General features: G+C 56.1%; 15 protein-coding genes. 5 read left to right on the forward strand and 10 right to left on the reverse strand.

The window, feature by feature from the left end; genetic code table 11:
• Positions 1-481 precede the first annotated feature (481 nt).
• The 4 genes from ACI1P1_RS29285 to ACI1P1_RS29300 all read left to right on the forward strand — a co-directional run bounded on the left by ACI1P1_RS29285 (position 482) and on the right by ACI1P1_RS29300 (position 3,513).
• On the forward strand, positions 482-1,009 hold the full coding sequence (locus ACI1P1_RS29285) for a histidine phosphatase family protein (RefSeq protein WP_416220130.1): 528 nt from the start codon (positions 482-484) through the stop codon (positions 1,007-1,009).
• 19 nt (positions 1,010-1,028) lie between these two features.
• Positions 1,029-1,691, forward strand: coding sequence for a hypothetical protein (locus ACI1P1_RS29290; RefSeq protein WP_416220131.1), 663 nt, complete (start codon positions 1,029-1,031; stop codon positions 1,689-1,691).
• Positions 1,688-2,026 (forward strand): hypothetical protein, encoded by a 339-nt coding sequence (locus tag ACI1P1_RS29295; protein ID WP_416220132.1) that lies wholly within the window; start codon positions 1,688-1,690, stop codon positions 2,024-2,026. Before ACI1P1_RS29290 ends, ACI1P1_RS29295 begins: the two co-directional genes overlap by 4 nt.
• 86 nt (positions 2,027-2,112) lie before the next feature.
• A complete protein-coding gene (locus ACI1P1_RS29300; RefSeq protein WP_416220134.1) occupies positions 2,113-3,513 on the forward strand; it encodes an SMI1/KNR4 family protein in 1,401 nt (466 codons plus the stop codon).
• 76 nt (positions 3,514-3,589) lie between these two features.
• On the opposite strand, the gene ACI1P1_RS29305 is transcribed toward ACI1P1_RS29300, so the two are convergent.
• From ACI1P1_RS29305 to ACI1P1_RS29330, 6 genes are all read right to left on the reverse strand, one after another.
• A complete protein-coding gene (locus tag ACI1P1_RS29305; RefSeq protein WP_416220136.1) occupies positions 3,590-6,865 on the reverse strand; it encodes a glycoside hydrolase family 48 protein in 3,276 nt (1,091 codons plus the stop codon).
• A 99-nt stretch (positions 6,866-6,964) separates the two neighbouring features.
• Positions 6,965-8,728: a cellulase family glycosylhydrolase gene (locus ACI1P1_RS29310; RefSeq protein WP_416220138.1), complete on the reverse strand. Its 1,764-nt coding sequence runs from the start codon at positions 8,726-8,728 to the stop codon at positions 6,965-6,967.
• 55 nt (positions 8,729-8,783) lie between these two features.
• Positions 8,784-11,813 carry a glycoside hydrolase family 9 protein gene (locus tag ACI1P1_RS29315; RefSeq protein ID WP_416220139.1) on the reverse strand — a complete coding sequence of 1,010 codons (3,030 nt, stop codon included), beginning with the start codon at positions 11,811-11,813 and terminating at the stop codon, positions 8,784-8,786.
• Between the two features lie 26 nt (positions 11,814-11,839).
• Positions 11,840-14,353, reverse strand: a complete 2,514-nt coding sequence (locus tag ACI1P1_RS29320; protein WP_416220177.1) for a glycoside hydrolase family 9 protein — start codon at positions 14,351-14,353, stop codon at positions 11,840-11,842.
• A 109-nt stretch (positions 14,354-14,462) separates the two neighbouring features.
• Positions 14,463-16,871 (reverse strand): glycoside hydrolase family 6 protein, encoded by a 2,409-nt coding sequence (locus ACI1P1_RS29325; RefSeq protein WP_416220179.1) that lies wholly within the window; start codon positions 16,869-16,871, stop codon positions 14,463-14,465.
• 602 nt (positions 16,872-17,473) lie between these two features.
• Positions 17,474-18,610, reverse strand: a complete 1,137-nt coding sequence (locus ACI1P1_RS29330) for a PdaC/SigV domain-containing protein (protein ID WP_416220140.1) — start codon at positions 18,608-18,610, stop codon at positions 17,474-17,476.
• A 251-nt stretch (positions 18,611-18,861) separates the two neighbouring features.
• On the opposite strand from ACI1P1_RS29330, the gene ACI1P1_RS29335 reads away from it, so the two are divergent.
• Entirely contained in the window at positions 18,862-19,860 is a 999-nt protein-coding gene (locus ACI1P1_RS29335; RefSeq protein WP_416220141.1) for a ketoacyl-ACP synthase III, read from the forward strand.
• A gap of 557 nt (positions 19,861-20,417) precedes the next feature.
• Here ACI1P1_RS29335 and ACI1P1_RS29340 read toward each other — a convergent pair.
• The 4 genes from ACI1P1_RS29340 to ACI1P1_RS29355 are packed head-to-tail and all read right to left on the reverse strand — an operon-like array spanning position 20,418 to position 24,359.
• The gene (locus ACI1P1_RS29340) at positions 20,418-21,392 is read right to left on the reverse strand and encodes a BadF/BadG/BcrA/BcrD ATPase family protein (protein WP_416220142.1); all 975 of its coding nucleotides are present in this window, start codon (positions 21,390-21,392) and stop codon (positions 20,418-20,420) included.
• Between the two features lie 49 nt (positions 21,393-21,441).
• A complete protein-coding gene (locus ACI1P1_RS29345) occupies positions 21,442-22,593 on the reverse strand; it encodes an exo-beta-N-acetylmuramidase NamZ family protein (protein ID WP_416220143.1) in 1,152 nt (383 codons plus the stop codon).
• A 1-nt stretch (position 22,594) separates the two neighbouring features.
• Positions 22,595-23,320 (reverse strand): PIG-L deacetylase family protein, encoded by a 726-nt coding sequence (locus ACI1P1_RS29350; protein ID WP_416220144.1) that lies wholly within the window; start codon positions 23,318-23,320, stop codon positions 22,595-22,597.
• A 31-nt stretch (positions 23,321-23,351) separates the two neighbouring features.
• Positions 23,352-24,359: a GNAT family N-acetyltransferase gene (locus ACI1P1_RS29355; RefSeq protein ID WP_416220146.1), complete on the reverse strand. Its 1,008-nt coding sequence runs from the start codon at positions 24,357-24,359 to the stop codon at positions 23,352-23,354.
• Between the last annotated feature and the right edge of the window lie 904 nt (positions 24,360-25,263).

Here is a 25,263-nt window from a genome sequence, read left to right on the forward strand (position 1 = left end):
CGAGAGGACGACAAGTAGTGGACAGGCCGCCAAAGGAAGCACAGGTACTCAAAAAAATCATCGTGAAGTAACAACCAGATAGCCAAAAAAAGGAAAATGCCGCCATGTTTAGTTGCCTATTCTCTTTTTTGATGAAGAGCAGAGAAGAACATGTAAATATTTTCAACAAAAGCATGTTTATCCCTATCTCTAGACATCCACCTAGCCATGTTAAGTTTAGTGCATCGCCAGTGACCGAGTAGCCCTTATTCATTTGTGAAGGCCGGAGATTCTCTTGATTTCTCAGAAATAACGGCTTCTGTGTCCGATACTTCGATAAAACGACCACTTTTCGACAAATAGCGGAACCAGGGTCCGTTAAGATTCCGCCCCACCCTCAATTGGGCCAGCCCTCCATTAGGACATCTGCATAGTGGTTCCCCACCATCCATAATTCGGGTATAGTTACAATTATCTATACGAATCTAAGGAGCCAATTCACATGACGTTATTTTATCTCATCCGCCATGGTGATCCGGATTGGGCCATGAATGAGCACCATAAACTGAAGGGGCATGGCCGGGATCTAGTTCCACTTACGGCGGGAGGAATCCGCAGGGTGTTGGAAACGGCACAGGATAACCGGTTGAAGGAAGCGGAGCTGATTATTTCGTCTCCGTATACAAGGGCGTTGCAGACGGCCGCCATTCTCTCCAAGGAGCTGCAGCTGGACATTCGCATTGAATTTGATTTGCGGGAATGGCAGCCCGACTTGACCTTCCAATACGATTCCATAAAACGACTTCAGGAGCTGGGCGATGACTATGATGCGCATAATGGCGTGTATCCTCCCGGAGAATCCAGAGCTTGGGAGTCCAAGGAAAGTCTGAAGAACCGGATGGAAGGTGTCATCGGGAAGTATCTGGACTATTCGAAAGTTATTATTGCCGGGCACGGAATGGCCTTCCGGACCTTGGTCGGCGAGATCGGCGACATCCCTCATGCGTCTGTTATTGAATTTATCAGGTAACATCAAGGAGGAGACAAGTATGGATCAGGAAGAATATGGCAGGTATTTGCTTAGTCTGATGGAGGAAGAAGAGCCCGATGAGGACACGGTTGTGGAAGCGGAGGAACTGTTTGGCTTTTTCCAAATGTTCATGCCCGAGGGTGATGGAGTGGAGGCTATCTTCGAGCCGTTGGAGGATGGGGACACTTACTTGAAGCGGATCACTCCTATCTACACGATGCTGGACCCGGCAGATTTTGCGGGAGATACGGTTCCGGGATATTTCAACGCTGAGCGGGTCGAGGCCTCCGGGGAAACGCTGATTGGCTACGGGCGGCAGTTTATTGAGGGGCTGAAGGAGCTGCTGAACGAAGATGAGGAAGTGTCCGCTTATTTGGCCGCGATTCAACACATAGAGCTCCTGCCACCCGGGCAAATTGCCGCAATCCGCCAATTGTCCGATGCCGATGTTTATGAGGCTCTGTTCGATGTGGTCAGCCAAGGAAGAGATTTTGAAGAACCTATCGATATTCTCGGTGAAGCCTACTACTCCATCGCCTGCGATTATTGGATCTCCTATTACTTGCAGTGGCCCCGTTTTGGCTTAAAGGGTGATCCGTTAGCCCCGTATTTTGAGCTGTACCGGCGCGGATATTCAGCTGTTTTCTCTGAAGGAGGGTTGTTTATCGGAGCCCATGCATGAACTCCATCTTCCAAGCCGATTACACGATTGTTGAAAATAAGCTGCTGTGTCCGGTTTGTTTTGCGAAAACGGACATCGGTACCATATTGCGCTGCTCCACGGTTTCCTGGCCGTATCAGCACTGGATTTACTTCCAGTGTCCGGAATGCGGAGGGAACTCCCACGTGGAGGTGCACAATCAACAGATTGGAACAGGTTTGCTGGACGGAGCGCCGGGACCATGCTTTTTCTACTGCTCGCAGATGCAAGAGCCGGATTTTTGGGTAGAAGAACACAGCACCATGCTGGTTTGCACGTATAAGGAAAACAGGTACATATTTCACGCCAAAACATGACCTATGGAGCTGCGGAGAGATTAGTACCAGTCAGTCTCCAAGGATGTATGCTACTAACGGAAGCCATAACGGAGGGAGAACATACGATGGATCAGGAGCTGCAAGCGCGGTTGGATGAGTGGCATGAAAACAATGAGTTTGACCGGATTGTGGATGCGGTTCTGGAGCTTCCGGTGGTTGAACGGGACTATGAGCTGCTGGGGCATTTGGCCAGGGCCTATAATAATGTGGGGCGTTACAATGAGGCGTTGGAGCAGCTGCTGGCGTTGGCTGATCAGGGCCGCGAGGATCCACGGTGGTTTTACCGGACCGGGTATGCCTATTACCATCTCCAGCGGTATGCGGAGGCGGCGGAGGCGTTCAGCAGATCCCATGAGCTGGAGCCGGACGAGGATGTGGAGGAATGGATCGAGCTGGTGCGGGAGAAGGAGGAGCGCTGGGAGCGCCAGGAGCGTCGGGCCGCTGCTGACCGGGCGGAGCGGATGAGGATCGTGGAGGAGGAGGGGCAACAGGAGCCCTTTGCCGGGATGGATCTGTCGGCCTTCTGGGAGGACAGCGCTTATGCCCGTGAAACCTATGTCTGTGAGCCGCCCACCGAAGAGATGATTGCTGCCGTAGAGGAGGAGCTTGGCGGGTATAAGCTGCCAGCCTCGTATATTGCTCTGATGCAGGTGCAGAACGGCGGGATCCCGCGGAACACCTGCTTTCCCACGGAGGAGGCTACCTCCTGGGCGGAGGATCATATTGCCATTTCATCGATTATGGGTATTGGTCTGGATAAGCCGGAGGCCTTGGGCGGGTCCAGCGGGAGCCGGTTTATGATCGAGGATTGGGGCTACCCGGACATCGGCGTGGTGATCTGTGATTGTCCCTCCGCCGGGCATGATGTGGTGATGCTGGATTACCGGGCCTGCGGCAAGGACGGGGAGCCTTCGGTGATTCATGTGGATCAGGAGTCGGATTACGAGGTTACCTATTTGGCGCCGGACTTCGAGAGCTTCGTCCGGGGGCTGCGTCCCGCCGAGGATTATGAAACTCCGGCAGAGGTGACGCTGGAGGAAAATCTGCAGAAGGTCACCAACGGTGCCTTCTCTCCGCTTCTGGCCGAGCTGTGCACTGCAGCAGCGGAGGTAGAGGGGCTGGAGCTGTTGATCCGCAGGAGTGCCGAAAGGCTTGTGCGGGAGAAGGGGTATTTTGCCCTGCATGCAGATGAAAAGTCTGTTCTCATGTACGATGTGCAGTTCTGGCTCTATACCCGGGTATATCCGGAGCCGACAACGGAGGAGTATCTGAAGGTGTACAGCGGGATGATCGCCTTTGGCGGCCAAGGCTTCAGCACAGGAGGTTATGCACCGGGGTTTGTGGAGGATTGGCTGAAGGACAGGCTCAAAAACGGCATTATCCGGAAGGATCATGGCAAGCTTCGTTTGGCTGAAGGTGCCGCGGCGGATATTCTGGAACGGCTGAAGGTGGCCGGGCAAGCGTAGATAGATGAAACGGGGCAGTCCGGAAGGTCAGTGGAAGCTGACTGCCGGACGCCCCGTTTTTTACTGCCGTGCCATATTACGGCTCAAGACCCCAAACCAACTGGCCGGCTTGGTAGAGCGTGATTTTGTTCCAGTCGGCAAAGGCGTTTTTGGTGCCGTCAAAGGAATAATCGTCGGCTTCGTTGAAGTTGGTCCAGTCTGTTTTGGCTACCCGGACCTGGATGTCTCCGGTTTGACCGCCGGCAGCGATGGTTCCCGCACCAGTGCCCAGGGAGATTTCCAGAACCGTATCGGCCCCGGTTTTGGCCGGACTAACCGTACCGAAGGTTCCGCTGACCCGGCTGGTGCCAATTTGGGCATAGTCACAGTAGAAGTTCAGACCGGCGCTGCCCTCCTTGGTCAGGTAGTAGCGGATTTTCAGATCACTCAGGTTCACGGGCGTTGTGCCTGTATTCTTGATATTAAGCGTGGCTGTGATCATATTGTCCGTTGCGTTGGCATTGCCAACCCTGTATTGGACGCTGAGATTACCCGGAGTGTTAGCTATAGGCGTTGCACTGGCCTGGACGGAATTGGCGCTTTCCCCCGCAGCGTTCACCGCGCTGACGACATAATAGTAGGTGGTGCCGTTGGTCAGGCTTAGTTCCGTATACGTCACACCGGTGACCGTTCCTACCGTTACATACGGCCCGCCGCTGACGGTAGCGTGCTTCACGTTATAGCTGGTGGCGCCAGTGGATGGGGCCCAGTTCAGTACGACCTGGGCATTGCCTGCTGCAGCCGTCAGGCTGGCCGGTGCGGCCGGAGCTGGAAGGCTTGCCGGCTTGGCGCTGGCCTGGGCGGAATTGGCGCTTTCGCCTACTGCGTTCACTGCGCTTACCGCGTAATAATAGGTTGTGCCGTTCAATACAGCCAAATCCGTGTAGGCCGGCGAAGCCAGACCGGTAGCAACCACCGTGTAGGGACCGCCGCTTACTGTGGCCCGCTTCACATTATAGCTGGCTGCTCCTGCGGAGGCATTCCAGCTCAAGGTTACCTTGGCGTCACCCGCAACTGCGGCAAGCGCCGCGGGAGCCTGGGGAACCGTCGGTGTTACAGGGCCGCTTCCGATCAAACGGTCGTAATCGGCATAGGCCGTGGCGACATCCACCTGAGACCAGAAGCGGTGATAGGTGTAGGTAGGTGCGCCATTTTCCCATTTTTTGGTGTTTTTATTATAGGAGGAATTATACAGGGATGTGAGTGCAGCCCAAGCCGGATCATCCTTGATCTTCGGACGAAGCTCGGAGTAGCTGATATAGACGCCGTTTCCGCCCTTGGCGGGATCGGAAGGCACTCCGTTGGAGCCCGGAATGATGTTGCCTTGCCCGAATTTGCCGGTCCAGCCCGCCGGGAAATAAACTTCCTTCTCGAAGAAGCGGAAGTAGTCCTCGCGCACTTCCGGAATGGCCACCCCTTTGCCGTCGTTGAAGTTCCAGGCCACATCCAGCAGGTCCTTGGCTGTGGTTTTGGCAAGAGTCCCAAGTGCCGTATAGCTGCCCGTCTCCGCCTGGGTGCCCGCTGCGTAATATGTCAGCGCCTTGGCGAGGCTGCCCATAACCCCTACATCCTGACCGGGATTTTTGGTCACAATGTGGTAGTTGGGGTTGCCGGTAAAGCTGCTGAAGCCGTTCCAGGTATCCGGCTGCCCGACCCATTCCTGATTGCCCGGCACATAGAATTGGCCCGGGGCGCTGGTGGTGGCGACAACCGGATTAGCTCCGCCCAGAATGCGGCTGCCGCTGGCGTCCAGGTAATAGCCCGCACTGTCGGTTACCGGCTTTTGGTTGACGAAGGTATAATCCAGCGCCCAGTCCACCCACCGTTGGATTACCGTTTTGGCCATTTTGAAATTGTCCGAGGTGGTGTCGCCGTTGGAGGCCAGAATGTAGTACAGCTCGGCAATCCGCTCCAGCGACCAGGTTTGGAAGCCGAACCAGTTGTTGGACGGCGGGTCCAAATAGACCGGCGCTTCCTGATAGGCCATGTTGTAGAAAGTGCTGACGCCGGCCGGGTACTTCTGATAATCCCCGTTCCAGCTGTTGGTGGCGCCTCCGCCCACTGCGCCTTCTGCGGTTAAGAGCCAGGTGTAGAATTCAAGCTGGCGCTTCAAGGAGGTATTCCAGTCCTGCTGACCGGTGGCCGACTTGGGAATCAGGCCTCCTTGAGGCTGGGACAAGGCGTAAGCGGCGACTACGTTTTGGTAGGCTTGGTGGGTGTGGCTTGCGCCGATGCGCCATGCCCAGTTGCCGCTGCCGTTATCGCCGAGCCCGCCGCCCCAGGAGGTATACCAGGCCATCAGGTAGTGGCTGGCATCCTTGCCGTTGCCGGCAGACGGCGAGCCGCTTGCTCCTGCACTGCCGATCTTCTGGAAGTACTTGTCGTACATGCCGTAACGGAGATAGTCGCCCATTTTTTTGGCTTTGTCCAGGTAAACGGAGTTGTTGTAGCCCATCTCCTTGGCCCAGTACATGGCCTGAACCGCCCGTGCATCGGCGTCGGTTGCATTGGTGTAGCGCCATTGTTTGCTGGGCGGATTGCTTTCCTTGGTGAACAGGGACATAAAGCCCTCGCCTGTTTTGCCGAAGGTCTGATTGTCCTGGGAAGGATGGGGGATAGCCTCCCATACGGATTCCTGCTCTCCGCGCTGGAACGTATTCACGTAGGAGGCAGTATGGGAAGGCTTCAGGGTATTGCCGAAGCCGTACCAGTTATCCACGTCCACCAGCCAGTGCATCAGGTAGGTCTGGTTATTGCCGTAAGCGGCTTTTAATTCGCTGTCCAGCGGGTCCTTGCCGGGGGCATATTTGCCGTTGATGGCACTTGGATACCGGTCCGGATACGGATATTCAGCCGCATAGGTAGCCGGGCTGTTAGCATTGTAGTAGGAGATCGTAGGCTGCTCCGTGGAGCTTGGCAGGATAAAGGTTTCCATGTTGTCCCATGCGGCTTCCAGCTTGGTCCAATCCCCGGTGTAATGCCCATACATGGCTTCCAGCCAGAACCAGTAGCTGTAGGCCTCGGAGGTAGTCATATGCCCGTAGTCAGGGGCTTCGCTCATCAGTGTCTCAACGGCATGGTAAGGAATTCCTTCAGGCGAAAAATACTTGTTCGCCGGATCCTTCAGCTGAGCGTAAAGCTGCAGGAAACGTGTCTTGTAGACCGAATCAGCGGCAGCACTTGCTTGAGTCCCATTGACCGGGGCCGCCTTCAGGGTATTCACCGACAAACCAGCCGTACCGGTAAACATGGTGGCGGCAAGTGCGGCCGTTAGTGCGAGTGAACCGCATTTGCGCCTGAGTGTAGCGTACATAAAACCATCCTCCTTTTAGATTCAAGTGATGTATGGAGAGGAAGGGCGGCGGCGGCCGTCCGCAGCCCTTCCATCTTCATCAGGTCTTGTTTCTTGTTCTTAGGGCTCAATCCCCCAAATCAAAACCCCGTCCTGATACAAGGTAACCTTGCTCCATTCCGTATAGGCGGTTTTCAGGGAGTCGTAGGAATAGTCGTCGCTTTCGTCATAGTTGGACCAGTCCGACTTATGGATGCGGGTCTGGATTTCATCGGTGGAGGCACCGGGCGCCAAGCTCCCTGCGGAAGAGCCAAAGGTAATTTCCGCATACCCATCCGCTCCTGTTTTGGCTGTACCCAGCTTAACGGCTGTACCGCTCAGCTTGGCGCTGCCCATTGCCGCGTAGTCCAGAACCAGACTGCTGGATGGACTGCCGTCCCCCGTAAACCAATACCGGAGCTTCAGGCCAGCCAGAGAAACTGGAGTATTCCCCTTATTCACCACCTGAAAATGCGGCCTGATTTGGTTATCCGCAGTGTTGGTATCGGCAGCCTTGTATTGGACAACCAGGGAGGAAGTCCCCGGCGTCGGCGAAGGAGTAACTGACGGTGTGGGCGTAGGGGTTGCCGTTGGTGTGGGCGTCGGTGTTACCGTTGCAGTTGGTGTAGGTGTAGGTGTTGCTGTCGGTGTGGGTGTAGGGCTTACTGTCGGTGTAGGTGTAACCGTGCCCGTCAAGGGCTTCATAATCCGGCTCAGCATGGTTTGTTTGGGAGCGTTCCAGGTGGTCCAGTCATCCAGCAGCAGACCGCCCGTATCCCCGCTGTTGGGGTTCAGGGACCAGTAGGTCCAATACAGATCGTTATCCTTGATATAATCCACAAGCTTGTTCTGCCAGATGCCCTCGACCGTGCTTAAGTCTACGCTGCGGCCGCCGAATTCGCCCATGATAACGGGTGCGATATTTTGCTTGCTGATATAGCCCCAATAGCTGTCCCAAACGGCAGGCATATTAGCCGGGAAGGAGCTGTCGTGAAACCAGGTCTGGTCTGCCACACCGGGGCCGTAATCATGGGCGGAATAGACCAATTGATTGGGCACATTCAAACGGACCGGGTTGTTCTTGACCCCCTTCAGATTGCCGCCCCACCAATAGTTGCCGGTTTCCCCCTGTACGTTGGCATCGATGCCCTCCACAATAATGAGCCAGTGGGGGTTGACGGACAGGATGGCATTGCCGGCTCTCTCCGCTGCCAGCCGCCAATCCGTTGCCAGTACACCGGTTCCCCAGGTGACTTCGCCATGAGGCTCATTGTGCAGATCCGCCCCGATGACTGTGTCGTTGTTGAGGTAACGTTCGGCCAGCATCTTCCAATCGCTGATCCAGCGCTCCTCGGAATATGCGCTGGTATACCAGAGGTTGGACTGCCCGCCGGAGCCCGGACGGTGCCGGTCAAGGAAGATTTTCAGTCCGCGCGCGCCAGCCTTCTCAATCAATTTGTCCATCACCTGAATGGGTGTCAAACCGACCAAATCCGGGTTGCTAACCGCGTCGATGCTGTTGGTTTGAGAGCCGGCGTCGAACATCTGGTTGCTGTAGGGCAGACGGATCAGGTTATACCCCTTGGCCTTCACCTGGTCCAGCATACTGTCCATGGAGCGGCTCCACAGTCCGTGGGGTGAGTAGTTGGAGGTTTCAAAGCCGAACCAGTTAAGTCCGTTGAACACAGCCGGGTTGCCTGCGGCATCAACGATTTTATTTCCGGAGGTATGGTAGTAGCTGGGGGCGGCCAACGCCTTCTGCAGCGCAAAGCCGGATGCTCCTGCGAAGCCGCCTGCAAGAAGGGCGCCCGCCAGAAGGAGCTTTCCAAGTTTTTTTAACAGCATGCCTGCACCGTCCTTTATGTGGTTAATCGGTAATCCAGATGTGAATTCCGCCCATTCAAGGCTCGTTGCCCCATACAAGGCTTCCGCCCTGATACAGTGTCACCTTGCTCCAGTCAACAAAAGCAGCTTTGGCGCCGTCAAACGAGTAGTCATCGGCCTCATTGAAGTTGGTCCAGTCGGTTTTGGCCACGCGCACCTGAATGTCACCGCTTTGGCCTCCAGGGGCAATCGTTACCGCTGCGGAACTAAAGGAAATTTCCAGATAGGTGTCGGCTCCGGTTTTGGCCGGATTGATGGTTACGAATGCCCCGCTTACACTGGCTGTTCCCAGCTGCGCGTAATCGCAGTAGAAGTTCAGACCCGCGCTGCCTTCCTTGGTCAGGTAATAGCGCAGCTTCAGACCACTGACATTCACAGGCGCAGTACCCGTATTCTTAATATTGAAGGTGGCGCTGATCATGTTGTCGGTAGCATTGGCATTGCCCACCTTGTATTGAACCGCCATTACACCGGGGGTGCCTGGCCCGGCTTTTACCGGGGTTGCGCTGACCGGGGCTGAATTGGCGCTTTCACCGGCAGCATTCAGGGCACTGACCACATAATAATAGGTGGTTCCATTGGCCACAGCCGAATCATCATATACCGCTGCCGTCACATTGGCTGCCACGGTGGTATATGGCCCACTGCCGGTAAGAGCCCGCTTCACATTATAGCCCGTAGCTCCGGCAGAAGCCGTCCAGCCCAGCTTCACAATTCCGTCTCCCGCAGCTGCGGTTAAGCCCGCAGGCACAGCCGGAGGTACGGGGGTTTGCTTCTTCGGTGTTGCGCTGGCCGGCGCCGAATTGGCGCTTTCGCCCACACTGTTTACCGCGCTGATGGCGTAGTAATATGTGGTTCCGTTCACCACCTGCTTATCCGTGTATGCGGGGGAGGTTACCGTTGCAAGAGCGGTGTACGGTCCGCTTGCGGCAAGTGCCCGCTTCACCTTATATTCCGCTGCTCCCGCTGCGGCATTCCAGGCAAGCTCCACCTGGCCGTCGCCGGCCGCTGCGGTCAAGCCGGCCGGTACTGCCGGGGGTGTGGGCACACCGGGCTTAGGCTCTTGACCAAACACAAGCTGCCCGTTGTCATACACCGGCATATAGACGGTCTTGGCAGAGGCTGTGTTGCCGGCGGCAAGGCCCTGATAGGAATAGTCATTCAGCGGATTCCAGAAGGTAGAGGCCGTGGGGGCGCTCATGCGGAATTGAACTTCCTTCTTATGGGCGGACTGTCCGCCGGGATAGATTTTGACACCGGTAAAGTCTACATTCACATAATAGATATGATTCGCCGCATCATAAGGGAGAAGCTGCGAAACCTTGGAGCCTTGGTTGTAGTTGGTTGTTACGGGAATATCCTTCACGGTATAGCCTGCTGCGTACACCTCGGATAAATCCACAAAATACCGGAAGGAAAGCTTGTCGCCCATCCGTGCCGGCCAGCCGGAACGGTTATTCAGCAAGGCCTTGATTTCGGTGTAAGTGCCTGCGCTGCTGTTGATGGAGGCTTCTACGAAAAACTCGTCATCCGTCGGTGTTTCCGCTACCGGGAAGTTGGCCAGAGGGGTTCCTCCATGGAGCAGCGCCATTTTGGCTACAGCCCCGGTGAAGCCTGCATTGTAATCTGTTGCGACCTCATTGCTTACGTAATCATTGATGGAATCCGTATATTTATCTGTGGCATCCGGTCCGCCGACCAAGGCGCCGTACAGCACATGCCGGTGGGCTGAGGGAACCGTCTGGCTATCCGCCCAGGAGCCGTGGGAGGTACGGTGGTGGGGACTCTTGGGCGAGTTCAGGCCGAAGCCCACCACATAGCTGGAGCTGCGCGGGTTGTCGCCCAGCATGTAATTGACCTGGCGTTCAGCAAAGCTGCGGTATTTCTGGGCCTTGGCGGGATTGGTGCTTTGCAGCCAATCCGAATACACGAAGGCAAGGAAGGAGGCATTGGCGGAGTAGCGGAGGGAGCCCCAGGTATCCAGCCAAGCTAGACCGCCGGGAGTGTACTTGATCTTCTCTCCGGTATCGGTTGTGCCTGTGGTCCAGTAGTCCAGATTCCGTTCGGTGGATACTGTGAATCGGGCATCTCCCGTCAGGCGGGCCAGCAGCACCTGGGCTCCATAATGCTTGTCGTCCCAGGCATGGGTCCACTTATAACCCCAGTAAGGGGTTTGGCCTTCCTTGCCCCATTCATCTGTGGAGTCGACGGCTTTATCCAGATATGCTTGCTCATTCGTTGCCAAGTAAAGCCAGATTGCCGCCCAGGTCAGCTCATCCTGGTACCCGCTCCAGGAATTGTAGAAGGATTGGGCATCCTTGATGCTGTCCGAATACTTACCCCGGTAGGCATCTGCGAAGATAAAGAGCTGGCGGGCATGGGTCAGAAGTGTGTCAGCATAAGCGGGGTCGCTGTCCCGGAACACAATGGACGCCGAAGCCATAGCGGCTGCCGTTTCACCGGCCAGATCGGAGCCCGGAAGCTGGGGAGTGATCTTATACGAGGGGCGGTCCATCTGCATCACCTCGGCGGGACCCCACCAATTATGATCGGCATTGCCTGCACCCACCTGACCGTACAATTCGTTGGGAGCCGTATGGGCCTTGATAAAATAGTCATTGACGAAACGGAGATTCAGCAGGATCTCGTCCAATTGTCCGGTTTGCACATAAGCATCCTTATACTCGTAGACACCCCAAGCCAGCATGGTAGCCGAGGCGGCCATAGGCAGACCGAACTTTACATGATCCCCTGCATCATACCAGCCTCCGGTCAGATCCTTGCCCACGTCGGCCCCGTCTGTAAGGCCTGAATCACCTCTCCAGGAGATCCGGTTCCACTCGGGCAGCACGCCCGATTGCTGTGCTTCATAGAAAAGCAGCGATTTTTGCAGCACCTCGCCATAATTAAAGGCCGCCGCCGATGCTCCAGCTTGTGCCGCCGATGCCCCGGATGGAGCGGCGAGCGATCCTGCCGCAGCCGTAATCACAATAGCAGCGGATACTGCCGTGCTCACACATTTGCGTGTTATGCTGTGTAATTTCATCCTTCATGATCCCTCCATATGATTAATTATGGCTCTACGCCCCATACCAGCTGGCCGTTTTGATACAGGGTCACCTTGTCCCAATCGGTCAATTGCGTTTTAGTCGCATCAAAGGAATAGTCGTTGCTCTCGTTAAAGCCAGACCAATCGGACTTGGCCATACGAAGCTGAATATCGCCGGTTTGGCCGCCTGCCGGGATGGAGCCTGCTGCTGCGGTGAAGCTTATCTCCACATAGGTATCCGTGAAGGTTCTCTGAATGTTGGCTGCCCCGATTGCCGCCCAATCCACCCAGGAGTTCATGGTGGCGCTGCCGTCCTTGGAGAAGTAGTAGCGCAGCTTCAAGGTATTCAGGCTCACCGGGCTGCTGCCGGTATTGACAATGTTCAGCGTTGGCACAATCTGGCTGTCCGTCGGATTCGTATCCACTGCACGGTATTGAACCTTGAGGCTGCCGGTTGGATTAGGAATTACCGTACCTTGCGGTTTGGCGCTGACCTGTGCGGAATTGGCGCTTTCTCCTGCCGCATTCACCGCACTGACCACATAGTAGTACATCGTATCGTTCACAAGACCTGTATCCGTATAGGAGGGGACTGCTGCATTGGTCTTGACCGTGGTGTAGGGACCGCCGGCTGTAGCGGATCGTTTCACGTTGTAGCCGGAAGCGCCGTCTGCCGCTGTCCAGGTCAGCGTAACCTGGGCATTGCCTGATGCAGCCGTCAAGTCTGCCGGTACCGCAGGAACTACGGGATTGGCAGTGCCGCCGGTCAGATAACTCTCTGTGTTCTTCAAATATTGGGCCACCCATACCAGCGGGCCGTTCCAGTTAATGGTGTTTTCCTTGGTGCACCAGGCTTGGGGCGCTGTATTCTTTGCGGCGTAGGATTTGGCTGCAGGCCGTCCGGTAGGTGTTGCCTGGTCGTTGATCAGATCGCTGTTGGGTCCTCCGGCCAGCCAGCCCTTCGGATAGGGAATACCGGCCTGATAGGGGCCCCATGCCAGACGGTCATGCAGATCCGTCTCATGATATTCGCCGTAGCCTGTAATGTAGGACAGGCGCATAGCATTGTTCCCCATCAAATAATCCATCCCCCGGTGCATACCCTTCAGATACTTCAGATCCTTGGTGGCATCGAAGGCATAGGCCCAGAAGATCATCCGGTTCAAAATGGAGGAGTTGGAGCCCCACCAATACGGATTACTTCCGGGTAAGGGTACGGGATACCCCTCATTGTTCATGACCCCAAGCCAATTATCGGCCAATGCAGCTACCCGCTGCTTCATATCCGCCAGATCCCCGGCGGGCAGATCATTGGCAACAGACAACAGAGAAAGGGTGCCCGTAGGCGCTACATCCGCCCAGCCGAAATCTCCCACCTCCTTATAATGCTTGGAGCCTGTTACAGCCGTCCGGTAAGTAGCGGCATTGGCATCATTCAACGTATAAGCGGTCAGATACATCTCGGCTGCCGCCGCATACCGGTCATCGCTGGTCTGAAGATCTCCGTAATCTCCGCCGCCATCCGCATCCTGGGTTTGATCGGTATACAGCACGACGGGATTGGACTCGGCACGGGTCCAGGCTGTTTTGGCAATTGTCCAGACCTCTGTGGCATAAGCGCTGTCATAAGGAGCCATGGTTCTGGCCAACTGGGACAGATTCCGGGCCACCGCATAAGTGGCATTGGTGGAGGGAGGCTGAGCCGTGCGGGTCATGGCGTTCTCCGCATTCATATCCGTAACCGGGAAGCCGCTCCAGTTATTGTTATGAATTTTGTGGGTAGCCAAACCGCCGTTAGCCGGAAGAATCCCTTTCATAAAGGTGGAGCCAAATTTGACCTCATCGAGAATATCCGGAATTCCGTTGGCACGCTCCGGTATGGCCAGAGAACTGTCCGGGAAGGCCTGGGGATATCGCTCGTAGGCATTCAGCAGGGTCCATGCCGAGATCGCCTGGTTCACCGGATAGATGCCGAAGTCCCCGGCGTCGGCCCAGGAGTACCGTGCATTCATCACACCGGTTCCACACCAGTTGTTAAAACATTTGACTGCTTCATCCCCCGGGTGCAGCGCTTTGCGGGCAAAGGCGCTGTTGGGCACATATTGGGCTTCAATATCCACACCCATACGGTGGAAATAAAAGTAGTTCATCGCTTCCTTCGGCAGATCAGGATAGAGGTTCGCCCCGATGACAAAAGGCACACTATTCCCTGTCCCGGGTATACGGAGGGTATAGGTCCCCGCTGCCGTTACAGTGGAAAAATCCGCATGATGCACCTGATCCCCGGAGGCGGCATCCCGGCCGTATACGGTGGTTTTACCGCTGGCTGCTAAGGTGCCGCTGCTTGTACGCAGCTCCCAGTTCAGCGGAACGGAGGAGGTGCTGACGATGGTGGCAATTTTATCGGCGGAGGGCAAATATCCGATTTGATTGACCCTCACCGGACTGGCATCAAAATCGGCAAACGCAGTGGTTTGAAACATGGGAACAGTCAGCACACATGCCAAAAGCAGGAGAAAACGCCGGGGCTTCTTCATTAGGGACAAGACAACAACCTCCATTCAGTTGAAAGTGTGGAAGGTACCGAAGATACGGAGGCGGCATGCTGCAAAACCCCCGTATCTTCAGTGGTTGGGATGCGGAGAATTACGGCTCCAGCCCCCAAACCAGTGTGCTGCCGTCATAAAGGGTTACCTTGCTCCAGTCGGCTAAGGCCGACTTGGTGCTGTCGAAGGAATAATCGTTGGTTTCGTCAAAATTGGTCCAGTCCGACTTGGCGACACGGATTTGAATGTCCCCGCTTTGACCGCCTGCCGCAATTGTACCTGCACCTGCTGCGAAGGAGAGCTCCAGGTAGGTGTCGGCACCGGTTTTAGCAGGGCTTACTGCAGTGAAGGCTCCGCTTACATTGCCGGACCCCAGCTGGGCATAATCGCAGTAGAAGTTCAAGCTTGCGCTGCCTTCCTTGGTCAGGTAATACCGCAGCTTCAGACCGCTCAGGCTTACGGCCGTGGTGCCGGTATTCTTGATATTGAAGGTGGCGGTAATCATATTATCCGTGGCATTGGAATTGCCTACCTTGTACTGGACCGCCAAAGCGCCGGTTCCGGTGCTGCCTCCTGTTGGCAAAGCGCTCACCTGGGTGGAATGCGCTCCTTCACCCGCTGCATTCACAGCGCTGACTACGTAATAGTAAGTCGTGCCATTGGTGACCGCCGTATCCGTGTAAGCTGCAGCCGTGATACCCGGAGCTACCGTGGTGTACGGGCCGCCGCTGGTTGTGGCGCGTTTGACGTTATAGCTTGCTGCTCCGCTAACGGGTGACCAGGCCAGGGTTACCTTGGCGTTGCCTGCCGTTGCCGTCAGCCCTGTGGGTGCAGGCGGTAAGGTCGGCACCGGTGTTTCGGCCGGAGTCGCACTGACCTGCAGGGAATTGCCGCTGGTTCCGACGGCATTGGAGGCAGTCACCACATAATAATAGGTGGTGCCATTCACAACGGTGGAATCCGTATAGCTGGTTGCGGTTACACTGGCGGGCAATGCTGTATAGGGCCCTCCGCTAACCGTCGCCCTTTTCACTGTATAACTGGCGGCTCCCGATGAAGTTGTCCAGCTGAGCGTAACCTTGGCATCTCCTGCAACGGCTGTTACTCCTGAAGGTGCAGCAGGGGCTACCGGATCTCCGCCGGGGGTTCCCGGAATAACGGGATATGCGTTCTTGACCAGCGTGACAAATTGATTATGAAACCAATGGCCGGCTACAGGTGCATTGGGCATGGCACCTGTCAGCACGTTGGCAGAGGTCGTATAGGTCGGATCACACATCCGGTCGAAGCCCTTGCCCTCATCGTTGGGAATTAGAGCGCTGGAGCCGTCGGATTCGCCGGGAGGCTTCACCCACACGAAGGCGTCAAGATGGGAGGAGGGGTAGCCGGTTGGCGCAACCTGCGGAGGTACACCGATGCCTGCGCCGGAATTATTGCACCATAATCCGCGATGGGCCCGACGGTCCACACGTCCGGAATTGACATAGGAATTAATATCATTGCCGACGGCTGCCGTGGGGCGGTTCGGTCCTCCCCAGCCATTGCGGCTGGTATCGATCAGGAAGCCCAGGGTACTGGGCCAGCCGGCATTGGTGAAGCTTTTGTACAAGGCTGCCGTATAGTCCGATTCATCGAAGTTGGGATTCCATTCATAGTAGTTGGAGGAACGGATCTGTGCCCCGTTAATCGTTAAATTCGGGTTGGGCAAATTCGGCTCCTCAAGAGGCGAGGTGTTGGCTGTATTGGTGATAAAGCCGTTGATGCTCCCAAAACCACGGGTAGTGGCTCCAACCACGCTGGTCATCAGCTGAACCGTGCCGGACATGTTGTTGTCCCAGCCCAGCCAGCCGGAGTGGCCGATGTCCATATAGTTATACACATTGGGAATCGCGGACAGCTGATTCAACGCATACTGGGTAGCCTCCACATAGATGCCGGAGGAGGAAGCCTGGGCACATTGCGGATCACTCAGATTGGTCACCAGGTTAGGAAGAGAATCCGGCTCAACAATGTTGACGATTCGGATGTCCTGATACTTCGGCTTAGCAAAAATTTTGGCGATCTCGTCAATATACTCCGTTTTGTAGCGGGTGAGGCCTGCCGCAGTTAACGGAAGCTCTCCGTTGGAGGCTAACGCATGGCAGTCACGGCCCGGGAGATCATAGATAACGAAGGTTGCGACAATCGGCTGATTCGCCTGCTTTTGGGAAAGAACCAGATCCAGATGCTCCTCCAGGCTGCGGCGTCCGGCATTCACGTCCCCGCCGTAGATAGCATCAATCCGGTCCAGCCATACCGCTGTAGGATAGGACTTAATGGTGCGCATTTGATCAGCCAGTGCGGAATCGGTAACCTGGGCAATGGAGGTGTCGATGAGATCCGCATAGTCCGGGTTCACATACATGGTGGCCCCCACGAAGGGATTATCCGCATGAGGCTCGGCAGCTGAAGCCGGTTGAACAGCCGGAACGACCATACATGCCGCCAGAAGTGCCGACATAAACAGCATCTGCGTTCTTTTTTTGAGAACAGAAATAATCACATTATTCATCTCCCTGTTTTTTTGGAATGAATATCCGTTTTGCATGAACGCGCGTTAATTTTTCGGGAAAGAAAAGATAGCGCTTACATACGGATGCCAACAAATCATTTTTACTTGGATTCATACAACAACAGCAGGAAGAATAAGCGAGAGTTTTGGCAGAAGAGGATCGAATAAACAGGTTTGAAAGCTGCGCGAGGCTGTAAACATACGCTTCTGGAAGAATGGAAGCAGTCTTGGGGGTGAGGATTCCTTTGGATGGACGGAAATGCGGGTTATTCCTTGTCAATGGGATTAGCTTATGAACGCGCTCTCTTAAAAATGCGCACCTCCCCCAATCAGATGTAGGTGTCAGGAATTAATGTAAATATCTGACATCATTATAGCCTACCGTTCAAAGATTTGTCAATTTCCCTGTGGCAGAAACACGTCCCATTTTTTTGCCATCCTTTCCCAAGAATCGACGGCTTTCTATGGTTTTCTGCAGCAATCGATAGTATTCTGGTTTTTTCGAAAGTAAAAATCCCTGACGTTATGGAGTCAGGGATTTTGATTTTAATGCAAGAAGCTTATTCGAACACGCTCTGCGGAATGGTAAACTCCGGGAAACCGGCGGCGTAGGCCGTATATTCATAGGGTTCAAAATAGATAACAATATCGTTATTGCGCAGGAAGAACGGCTGGTTTTCGGAAATGGATTCGAAGGGGGCCAGCACCATATCCTGCTTGGTGAACTCCTCCTTCACCAGCTTATTGATCACCGCCGCGTAATCCGGGTTATTGCCCGCCGTCTGCTGCAGCGTCAGGGTGTCTCCCGTAGCCAGATCGAAGGTTAACGGCACCCGGGCGGGCATACCGTGGGCGCCACCGGTATACAGGTAGGATTGCAGATACAGGCTCAGCTTACCGCCGCTGTTCTGGGTGATGAAATAATGGACGGTGTAACCGTTGGGGACGCTCCTGCCGCTGTCGCCTGCTTTCTCCAGATCCTTGCGGGAAGCTTCGGCGATGCGGTTTACCTCCGCCTGAATAGTGCCGTTAATTTTATCCTGGACTGCAGTGTCTGCCAATCCATTCACTTGCGGATATTGAAGCTTAAACTCCAGCTTGTCGGTGGTTTCATCGATAACCCCTGTGGTGAGGGTCAGCGGGTTAAGAGACAAGGGAGTTAGTGTTGTTACACCATTTGTCCCATCCGTGACGGAGGTATAGCCGAAGGTGTCCAGAAAAAACCCGCTTGGCAGATAGGTGGTGCCGTCGACCAGCAGCGGCTCCGTTCCGTATATGGTTTGACCGTTGACGGTGTAGGGCTGCGGATCGCCTGTTTTGGTGCTGAGCGTGGCATTGCGTCCGGTGATGGTGGAGATGCTGTTCTGCGGGTCCCAGGCTACCTCAAGACCCAGCTTTTCGCTAAGAGCGCGAATGGCCACGTAGGTGGTTTCTGCATTGGGGGAAACTGCGCCGGGAATGGATTCCTGCCGGCCGTTTATGTCCATGAGGAAGTCTTTGAACGTTGGTGTTTTCGCTGCCTCCTGCGGAGTTTCCGCGGCATAGACGGAAGCTTCGGCGCGTGCAGCCGGAACGGCAGTCGGCAGCAATGCGCTGCCCGCCAGCAATACGGCGGCAAGGGGCAGGATGATAAACCGTCCGGCCTGTGGCCGCCGGGAGGAGGGAGTGGCGTCTGTGTGATAGGGAACGTGTTTCATAAAATCTCAGCTCCTTTTGTGCCAGAATTTGTGTCAGAGATCATGAATATATACCCGTCTTTCCGGTTGGCTCAATCAATAAATAGACGTCAGCTTGGGGGAAATGGTTTAAATAGGTGGTAAGGGGAAGAGTAAATTGTGGAGACTAGCACAAGAATTAACTTCTGATTTAGTACTAGGTCTTAATACAAAGTGCTATAATGGTCGTAACAGCTCTAATGCGGGGCAAAAAAACGGGAGGGACTTTGATTATGCTATATTCCAAATCGAAAATTACAGCTTTGGGAGCGTATGTGCCGGAACGGATTTTGGGCAATGCCGATCTGGAAAAAATGGTGGATACCAATGACGAGTGGATTGTACAGCGTACAGGCATGAGAGAACGGCGTATAGCTGCCGAAGGGGAATTTTCCTCTGATTTGGCCGTTAAGGCGGTGGAGGACCTGGTTCGCCGTTATGGGGTTTCGGTGACGGATGCGGACATGATTCTGGTGGCTACCAGCACGCCGGATTATACCTGCCCCAGTACCGCCTCCCGGGTGCAGGCTGGACTTGGCATTGCCCATGCCGGGGCGATGGACATCAACGCCGCCTGTGCGGGATTTGTATACGGCCTGCAGTTGGCCGAGGGGCTGGTGACCAGCGGGATGTACCGCAAGGTGCTGGTAGTTGGTGCGGAGACATTGTCCAAAATCACCGATTATACGGACCGCTCCACCTGCATTCTGTTCGGGGATGGCGCCGGTGCCGTTCTGGTGGAGCGGGCGGAGGGGGAAGGGGATTTTGCGGCAGCATTGTCCGGGACCTTAGGAGAGGGGGGCATCCATGTGTACGGCAGCGGGCTGTCCTCGGAGCTGATGGGTGTGGCTTTAACGGGCGACGGATGTTTGGTGCAAAACGGCAGAGAGGTGTACAAGTGGGCGGTGCGGACGGTACCGGAGCAGCTGAAGGTGCTGCTGGACCGGGCCGGATGGGAAGCGGCGGATGTGGATTGGTTCGTGCCTCACAGCGCCAACCTGCGGATGATCGAGGCGATATGCGAACGCGGCCCCGTGCCCATGGAGCATACGCTGAGCAGCGTGGAGTTCCGGGGGAATACCTCGGCGGCGTCCATTCCCTTGGCGCTGCAGCTTGCGCTGGACGAAGGGAAGCTGAAGCCGGGCCAGCGGCTGGCACTGCTGGGTTTTGGAGGGGGACTGACCTATGCGGGCGTGGCTCTGCGGTGGGGAGCTGAGAATGGAAAGGGATAAACCGGGGAAGGAGCAAGATGAGCTGTTTCGGGGAAATGTGCCACGAGAGTAAGGGAGGGGGAGCGTGTAGAGTTGGAGTGGTAGGGGGCAGGAGTGGTAGGGGTGCAGGAGCGGTTGAGTTGGGGGGAGAGGGGGCAGCAGTGGTAAGGGGGCAGGAGTGGTAGGAGCGGTAGGGGTAGCATGTAGAGTTGGAGTGGCTAGAGTAGCGTGTAGAGTTGGAGGGACAGGAGGTAAGAGCGGTAGGAGTGTCGGCAGTTATAGCTGAAAAATCGTGTTTATCAGCCGCTGGCAGGCCATTTTAGGGGATTGTACTCGGTTTTTCGAGTATAAAGTGGTCTGTACACTGGATTTCCTGAAATTGTATATGAAATTTCGAGTTTAATGGCCCGAATAGGGGAGTTTTCGAAAATTATGCTCGGTTTTTCATATACAACGGGCCGGAAGCGGCAAAGAAAAGGGCGCGAAGCGGGCAAGGCAAAGAGTGGGAAGCGGCAAGGCAAAGAGCGGGAAGCGGACAAGGCAAAGAGCGGGCATCCATCAGACGCCCGCTGCTGTGTTTACTGTGGCGCAGCTTCCGCCGCAGACAGCTCCAGCGCCATAGCGGCAGCACCGGCAGCTGCATGGAGCCGGGGCAGCACAAGCCGCATCCGCGGCAGGGCCGCTGCCAGCTGCAGGTCGAAGGCGCTTCGCACATAGGGGTTGCGGAGCAGCACGCTGCCTGACAGGGTTAACGGCCCAGCCTGCAGGCCCAAGCGGTCCGCCAGCGCGGCCACCAGCTCCACCAATGCGGCGGCGCTTGCTTCGGCGATGGCCAATGCGGCTGCATCGCTCAGGTTGCAGGCCTCCTCCAGGATTGGGGCGAGGGCGGCGATTTCTTTTTTTCCTGTAGCCGGGCCATAGGTGAAGCCGACGATTTCACCCGGGCCGGCAAGCTGATGCCGCTCCTGAAGCAGGCGGCTGATGACCGTAGGCGGCTCCCGGCCGTCCCAGGCCCGAACCGCTGCGCTGAGCAGCCGGCGGCCGATGCTGTAGGCACTGCCCTCATCGTCGATGAGGTGGCCGAAGCCTCCGGCCCGGCCGGTTTCTCCGGCGGCGCTGCAGCCAAAACAGACGGACCCGGTGCCGGCGATGAGCAGCATCCCCGGCCCGCCGCCGAAGGCCCCGTGCAGCGCAGCCTCGTGGTCCCCGATAATACGCAGGGGACCGGTATAACCATGGCTGCGGACAGCGGCGGTGAGGCGGCCCGGGATGGCCGGGTTGCTGATGCCGGCAGCACCAATGACCATGTGGCGGATGTGCCTCAGGCCTCCGCAGACAGCAGCAAGCTCCGCGTAAATGCTGTGCAGCGCCTGCTCCACATCGGCCTCCTTCCGGCCGTTGTAGTTGATACCGTCGGCGGTAAACTCGCGGACGATCCTGCCTCCCGCATCCATGACGGTAACGGTGGTTTTGGTGCCGCCCCCGTCCAGACCCACGGCAAATCCCGGAGCGTCGTTGTTCAACCGGCGGCTGTTTTCTTGGCTGTAGTCCATGCTTTCACCCTCTGCTTCTTTATAACTGGGGCGGCTCCCCCAATGATACTCACCTGTATATATGATAGCTTGCTTTTTCCCCGGCAAAAGCCGCGCTTTCCTCCTGCAGCTGCCCGAGCAGCTCCTCTACCGGTAAAGTCCCTTCGCGGAGCGTACTGTCCCCCCACAGAAGATCTATAAAGGGCCGCCCGCCTTCACGGAACGGCTCCAAAAAGGCAAACTCCTGCCAGTTCCGCCGCAGGGTATCGATCAGCCGGACGCCTGTTTCCACAGGCTGCACGGCACGAACGTCGGTGACATGCAGCTGCACTCCGTGGCAAAGCTCTCCTTGATGCTTGGAAAAGGTGGGTTTGAAGTGGGCAGGCCGGAAACGGACACCCGGCAGCTGGAGCCGGTTCATTTCCGAAGCCAGCCGGTCTGCATCCAGATAAGGCGCCCCGATCAGCTCGAAGGGAAGCGGCGTGCCTCTGCCTTCGGACAGGTTGGTGCCTTCAATCAGGCAGGTCCCCGGATAAAGTGCCGTTGTCCCAAACCGCGGAAGCCCCATAGAGGGCGGAACCCACAAATTCCCCGTATCGGGAAATAACATGTGCCGGGACCAGCCCTTCATGGGCACCACGTGCAGCTCCGCTTCGAGGCCCAATTGGTCATTGGCCATCAATGCCAGCTCTCCCACAGTCAGACCGTAGCGGATGGCAAGACCGGGATAATTGCCAACGAAGGATTGAAATCCCTCCCGCAGCCGGTTCCCCTCCACCACAGCTCCACCCAGCGGATTAGGACGGTCCAGCACCACAAAGGCCTTGCCCGAACGGGCGCAATCCTCCAGCGCATACAGCATGGTGTAGATGAAGGTGTAGAAGCGAGCGCCGGCATCTTGAATATCATAGACTACCAGATCCACTTGGTCCAGCATCTCCGGAGTCAGCCGTTTGGAATCCTGACGGTACAGGCTGTAGACGGGGACTCCGGTGCGTTCATCCCGGTAATTGTCCACCAGGCTGCCTGCCGCCTGATCTCCCCTGACCCCATGCTCCGGGGAAAACAGCGCCGCCAGATGGAACTGCTCAAACAGCACATCCACGGTGGAGACAAAATCCCGGGTCAACCCGGTGGGGGCGGTAATCAGCCCCAGCCGTTTGCCTTTTAGGAGATGCGCGAAGTCCTGCAGATTTTCCACGCCGTATTGCACCATGCTCATGCTACAGCTCCCCCTGCCGCAGCCGGAGGGCCTCCTCGGGAATCATGAAGGTTTCCGCATACTGCTTGCGGGCCTCGATACCCCGGACTCTGGCCAGATGCTTGTAGTATTCCAGATAGGGGAAGGATTTGCTGCCTGTCACGAACCAATGCTGGGACACCGCCTCCACCCACAGCTCATATGCCTCCTGGTCAAAATCCACATACACATAGGGCCGGTAATCCACGGCGTCCTCCCAGTTTTCCGCATAATACAGCTTGCCGGCGAAGGCGGCGGGCAGCTCACGCTGGAACGAAGCCAGCCCTGCAAAAAATCGGGCATCATTCACAATGCGGTGGGTGGTGCTGTGATCCTTGTGCATGCTGTTTTTGAAATGGGTGATGAGGATGGACGGCCGAACCCGCCGGATCACATCACATACCTGTAGGCGTACCTCCATATTGTCCGGGAGCTCACCGTCGGCATAGTCCAGCACAATCGCTTCCCCGTTCAGCTTCTCCGCAAATGCCTCCGCCTCCCGGACCTTCTGCACCCGGTATTCCGCCATGTCCTGCCCGGCCGGCACCCCCCGTTCCCCCGCCGTCAGGGCCAGGGTAACAATCCGGTCTCCCTTCAATGCATGGCTGGCCAGCACCCCACCGGCGGTCAGCTCCATATCTCCTACATGGCCGCCGATGGCCAGAATGGTTTGCGGCTGTGTTTGGGCTTGAGATTGATTTTGCGTCATGTCTAAAAACAGCTCCTTTCCATAGTCCGGATTATGACTCTGCCAATACTTTTCTTAAGACACCAAACTGCTTGACCGTACGGAACCCGGCTTTTTGGTAAATCCGCAGGGCAGGATTGGTTTCTCCTGTAAAAAGGGACATATATTCCGTTCCGATACCCCGGAAGGCATCACATAGCCGGAAGAAGAGTATAGAGCCAAGCCCCTTGCCCTCGTCCTCCGGATGAACCCCGATCCCTGCAAAATACCCCCGGCCGCTTAGCTCTCTGACCACCGGTCCGGCAAAACCAGCTGCCCTGCCCTGATGGGCCGCTACCAGGAAGGGGATGCTTTCCTCCGCACAGCGGGTTAATTCCTTTTCCCAGGCGGGGTTGCTTAAAGCGGCCAACATCCCGGTTAGTTCGGTGTGCCGTGCTCCGTCGAACCATTCAACCCGGTAACCCTGCGCCTCCGCCTGTTTTTCCTTCTCCAGAATGTCAGCCGGTATGCTGAATGGGCTTAGATCCAGATACATGCCGTTCTGCCGGGAGCGTTCCGTGTAACCATGCTCCAGGAGAAAACGGTTCAGCTCGCTGTCCACAGGAATGCCGGGAGCGTTGTTATGCTCGTGGCCGGGAGTGTCCGGAATCAGCCAGGGCAGCCTCATCGGATTGAAAAAAAGCGCCTCCGCCTGTGTTTTGCCCAGGTCGCGGAAGCGCTGCTCCACGGCATCCAGCAAAACGGAGTAGTGGCGGTCGTCAGCAATATCTTCATCCAATAGAATAGTCGTCAAGTACCCCGCTTTGGCGCCCAAGGGCAGGTCAGCCCCGGTTACACCGCAGGCAAAACCTTTGATGGCGGACGCATCTGCTTCAACCAACAGGAAGGTGCAGGCCGGATCGAAATAAGGATTTTGCAGAATCAGCCGGCTGAAGGAGTCGGCGGTCATGGCCTTGTACCCGTCCTTCACCGCCGTGCGGTTCCATAGATCCACGGCGGCATGCACGGTGGCTTGCTGTGCATTCGTTTGCCAGGTGGCGAGTGTGAGCTGTTTATGCATAAAAGGGCATCCTTTCTTTGGAAAAGATACATGCGCCTCCCAACCGCTCGGTTGCGGGGAAACGCGGCTGGCTAAGGGAACTGAGAAGCGCTTAGCCGCTGAAAACCGCCGGATTGCCGGGCTAACGGAACTCAGAGGCGCTTAGGTGGGAAAATGGGCTCTTCCGAGTAAAATTAGGCCTGTAAGAGTCGCTGAGTTCCGTTAAAATGCAAAGTTACTCCAAAAAGCGCCTGTAAGAGCCGCTGAGCTCCGTTAAAAAGTAAAGTTAGCTAATAAAGTCTTGTGAGCTGCAGAGTTTCGTTGAATAGTAAAGTTAATCCTGGAGCGCCGGTAAGAGTTGCATAGCTCCGTTAAGCAAAGTTAGCTAGTAAGGCTGCGAGAGCTGCATAGTTTCGTTGAAAAGTAAAGTTAGTCCAAAAACGTCTGTAAGAGTAGCAGAATTCCGTTAAAGCAGAGTTAGTCCTAGTACGCCGGTAAGAGTAGCATAGCTCCGTTAGCCGTCGCGGGTGAGTTGCCCAAGGGGGAGATGCTAGTTTTGGTGCGACATACCGGCAAGGATTGTACGATAGTGCCGCCCCCGTACGCTTACATGTACCCCGTACGCTTACCCGGCTGATTCACTTCCGGTGCCCGATGAGCCATGGGCCATTCTAACGGAAGTGAGAGCCCCTATTTGGGCAAAAACGGGGGTTGCCGAAATCTAACGGAAGCAGGAGCCCTTATTAGGCCGCGAACAGGCCGCCAACCGGCAAAATGCTGCAAGTAGCGGCGCTGGCCGCCGTTAGAGTTTGCCGAAGGCGATTTTCGGGCAAATAGCGGCTGTAGCTTCCGTTAGCGTGTCAGGGGCCCATAAGACAGATTTGCTGTGGCTGCGGTTAGCGCGTCGGGAGCCCAAAGGCAGAGC

The sequence above is a fragment of the Paenibacillus mesotrionivorans genome, from assembly GCF_046098205.1.
GTDB lineage: Bacteria > Bacillota > Bacilli > Paenibacillales > NBRC-103111 > Paenibacillus_AR > Paenibacillus_AR mesotrionivorans.

Coding starts and splice junctions, on each gene's coding strand:
- ACI1P1_RS29285 (WP_416220130.1), top strand. CDS start 482: ATGACGTTATTTTATCTCATCCGCCATGGTGATCCGGATTGGGCCATG.
- ACI1P1_RS29350 (WP_416220144.1), bottom strand. CDS start 23,320: ATGACGCAAAATCAATCTCAAGCCCAAACACAGCCGCAAACCATTCTG.
- ACI1P1_RS29320 (WP_416220177.1), bottom strand. CDS start 14,353: ATGAAGAAGCCCCGGCGTTTTCTCCTGCTTTTGGCATGTGTGCTGACT.
- ACI1P1_RS29315 (WP_416220139.1), bottom strand. CDS start 11,813: ATGAAATTACACAGCATAACACGCAAATGTGTGAGCACGGCAGTATCC.
- ACI1P1_RS29330 (WP_416220140.1), bottom strand. CDS start 18,610: ATGAAACACGTTCCCTATCACACAGACGCCACTCCCTCCTCCCGGCGG.
- ACI1P1_RS29335 (WP_416220141.1), top strand. CDS start 18,862: ATGCTATATTCCAAATCGAAAATTACAGCTTTGGGAGCGTATGTGCCG.
- ACI1P1_RS29305 (WP_416220136.1), bottom strand. CDS start 6,865: ATGTACGCTACACTCAGGCGCAAATGCGGTTCACTCGCACTAACGGCC.
- ACI1P1_RS29345 (WP_416220143.1), bottom strand. CDS start 22,593: ATGAGCATGGTGCAATACGGCGTGGAAAATCTGCAGGACTTCGCGCAT.
- ACI1P1_RS29310 (WP_416220138.1), bottom strand. CDS start 8,728: ATGCTGTTAAAAAAACTTGGAAAGCTCCTTCTGGCGGGCGCCCTTCTT.
- ACI1P1_RS29340 (WP_416220142.1), bottom strand. CDS start 21,392: ATGGACTACAGCCAAGAAAACAGCCGCCGGTTGAACAACGACGCTCCG.
- ACI1P1_RS29325 (WP_416220179.1), bottom strand. CDS start 16,871: ATGCTGTTTATGTCGGCACTTCTGGCGGCATGTATGGTCGTTCCGGCT.
- ACI1P1_RS29290 (WP_416220131.1), top strand. CDS start 1,029: ATGGATCAGGAAGAATATGGCAGGTATTTGCTTAGTCTGATGGAGGAA.
- ACI1P1_RS29355 (WP_416220146.1), bottom strand. CDS start 24,359: ATGCATAAACAGCTCACACTCGCCACCTGGCAAACGAATGCACAGCAA.
- ACI1P1_RS29300 (WP_416220134.1), top strand. CDS start 2,113: ATGGATCAGGAGCTGCAAGCGCGGTTGGATGAGTGGCATGAAAACAAT.
- ACI1P1_RS29295 (WP_416220132.1), top strand. CDS start 1,688: ATGAACTCCATCTTCCAAGCCGATTACACGATTGTTGAAAATAAGCTG.